The organism is Lactobacillus sp. UMNPBX6 (genome assembly GCF_002553975.1).
Lineage (GTDB): Bacteria > Bacillota > Bacilli > Lactobacillales > Lactobacillaceae > Lactobacillus > Lactobacillus gallinarum.
The window spans coordinates 1-2,456 of record NZ_PCZD01000100.1; the positions used below are offsets into that span (position 1 = coordinate 1).

3 protein-coding genes are annotated in these 2,456 nt (G+C 33.8%); 2 read left to right on the forward strand and 1 reads right to left on the reverse strand.

The window, feature by feature from the left end; all coding sequences use genetic code 11:
• Positions 1–75 precede the first annotated feature (75 nt).
• Complete coding sequence (locus CP357_RS09780; protein ID WP_098037206.1) at positions 76–306, reverse strand: hypothetical protein; 231 nt, start codon at positions 304–306, stop codon at positions 76–78.
• Between the two features lie 247 nt (positions 307–553).
• Between CP357_RS09780 and CP357_RS09785 the strand changes: the two genes are divergently transcribed.
• Together CP357_RS09785 and CP357_RS10260 are read left to right on the forward strand one after the other, a co-directional pair.
• Positions 554–1,777 carry an SLAP domain-containing protein gene (locus CP357_RS09785; RefSeq protein WP_098037207.1) on the forward strand — a complete coding sequence of 408 codons (1,224 nt, stop codon included), beginning with the start codon at positions 554–556 and terminating at the stop codon, positions 1,775–1,777.
• A 63-nt stretch (positions 1,778–1,840) separates the two neighbouring features.
• Positions 1,841–2,272, forward strand: a complete 432-nt coding sequence (locus CP357_RS10260; protein ID WP_143468458.1) for a hypothetical protein — start codon at positions 1,841–1,843, stop codon at positions 2,270–2,272.
• Positions 2,273–2,456 lie beyond the last annotated feature (184 nt).

A 2,456-nucleotide genomic window follows, 5' to 3' on the forward strand; every position in this document is an offset into this window, starting at 1 on the left:
ATTAAAAAATCAATTTACGAGAAAGATCTATTTACACAAAAGATTTGACAGTTTCGTAATATTGCACTCTTGAACTTATAAATTGTTTACATCAATATCTTCAATTTTATAATTTATATATTTAAAATTTGGACCACACATGCTATTAAGTCCATTGCAATAAGGACAAATATCTTCTGCTATTGTTTCAAATTCTGGTACTCTCAGAAATTCTTTTCGAAAATATTTTTTATGACAGAATCCACATCTTTTAAATTCACTGTCTCCTTCAAATTCTTTGTAAAGATCGTCTTCACCTACAAGCATTTTTAGTAATTCCTCTCTCGATAGTTCTATATCTATGCAACTATTCTATCAATTTAAAATATATTCTTCGAAAAGTGTGCTCAATCTAAAGAAAAGATCCTATATACATTATGATTAAATAAAAATTTTAGGCACTAAAGTAATAAATAGCTCCTTACTGCCTAAAATATAGTTATCTCATGATTCTCTATAAGTCATATAATTAGAATTATTAAAGCTATTAATAAGGAAAGAAGATAACAAGAGAATGAATAAACTAGTAAAGTACTCTACAGCAGCACTACTCACTGCAGGTCTATTTGGCATGAACACTCAAACTACTAATGCTGCAACTAGCTACCGGAGATTAACACACAATGCATATGCTTATAACTACAATGGCCAACGTGCAAACAAAAAGCTTTACCGTAAAGGTAGCAGAGTCAAAGTGATTGGAACTATCGAACTAAATGGTAAAAAATACAACATCATTAGTGGTAATATCTACATCAAGACTTCTAATTTTGCTAAACACAGAAATAGTTCAGCACTAACTAACGGCTATGAAACGAGTTTGGTTCGTAATTCTTACGTGTACAATGCCCAAGGCCAACGTATTAAAGGCATGAAACTCCGTAAAGGTCGCAGTGTAACTTATTACGGCAAGCCGGTACGTATCAATGGCAAAAAGTATGTACAAATTGACGACAACCAATACATACGCTCAAACAATGTTTTATTAGCTTATGATGGTCCAATCAACTCAAACACCAATAAACGCATCAATTCAAATAATACAAGTACTTCCAACAGCAGTACTTCAACTAATTCACAGCAAAATACTACAAATAGCAGTTCATCAAGTACCACTTCAAACACTGCTAATAGCAGCAGCTCTGCTACAAATGGCTCAAATAGCCAGTCGTCAAATACAAACAGTAATCAAATCGCATCTAGTTCAGAGCTTCCTACTGAAGATGACTATAAAGCCTTAAATGCTCTTCTTGATAAAGCTGACTCTGCAGATGATGCAGATGAAGGAGCATCTTCATATGCTACACGCAAGCCTTTTGAAGACGCCACAAGCAAGGGCTGGGATTGTATTAATAATTACATGCTTTCTAAGAGTATACCTACTACATACACTAAGGCTGATTTGCAAAAGATGATTTCTGATATTGAAACCACAATGAAAAACTTAGATGGCTACGGTAAAGAAGAAAACATGCCTGTAATTGTAGTTGAGGAGTCAATGCAAGGCCGAAAAATAGATTTGAGCCCTGAAGTAAGACAACAAGTACTGAGCTTTGTTAATAAATGGAGAGGCTCAACCGATGCCAAATTTGTAGACAACGATGAAAACATCCAATATACAGATCCCAATGGTAAAGTGCAAAAATCAGGGTTATGGGGCTTTGCCAGAGAAAAGGATGTACAAAATTTTCCTTGGTCACACAAAGACTCAAATAAAACCACAAATTCAAGTAAATAATACAAAGAAAAGTCGCATGGATACTATATCCTACGGCTTTTTAAAAAGGTAGGTTTGATAAACGTGAAGATTCGAGCAGTGGCTAAGGTCTGCCACTGCTCAGTTATCCCCATTTATCGCTGCTTCCAGTCCCGAGACGAACTTTGTAAAGCAGTTCTTAATCATTCTTTTTCTGTTTTCGAAAAAGACTTGCTAAAAGAGATTGAATCTCATAATACTGATTCACATGACCCATATTGGTGTCTATACTCTGCACTTTCTCACCAGCGTGGTCTTGTAAAAGAAGCAAACATTGGGAATATGAAAATTATTGATAAATTAGCACAAATTACTCATAAAAATTTTTCAAATAAATCAACTTACGCACTCAGAGCATATATTCAATTGATATGTATGATACTTAATATAAAAAGTACTAATGAACTCAGTGATTTAAATTCATCTCTCTTAGCATTCTCCAAGATAACTCAAAATTTCCTAAAAACCCTAACATGACCTTAACATTACTAATTCATATCATTCTGTATACGCAAAAAAAGACGATTTCCAGTAAGGCAATGTCATTAAGTTAAGACATTGACAATTAAGGGTGCTTTTTTAGAGATCGAATCATTTGGATTCGATCTCTTTTTTTGTATAAAATAAAGGCGAAAAGACCTGCCTTTTCGCCTATCTTATA

Excerpts from the sequence above, each read along its gene's own strand:
- CP357_RS09780 (WP_098037206.1), bottom strand. The coding sequence starts at position 306 with ATGCTTGTAGGTGAAGACGATCTTTACAAAGAATTTGAAGGAGACAGT.
- CP357_RS09785 (WP_098037207.1), top strand. The coding sequence starts at position 554 with ATGAATAAACTAGTAAAGTACTCTACAGCAGCACTACTCACTGCAGGT.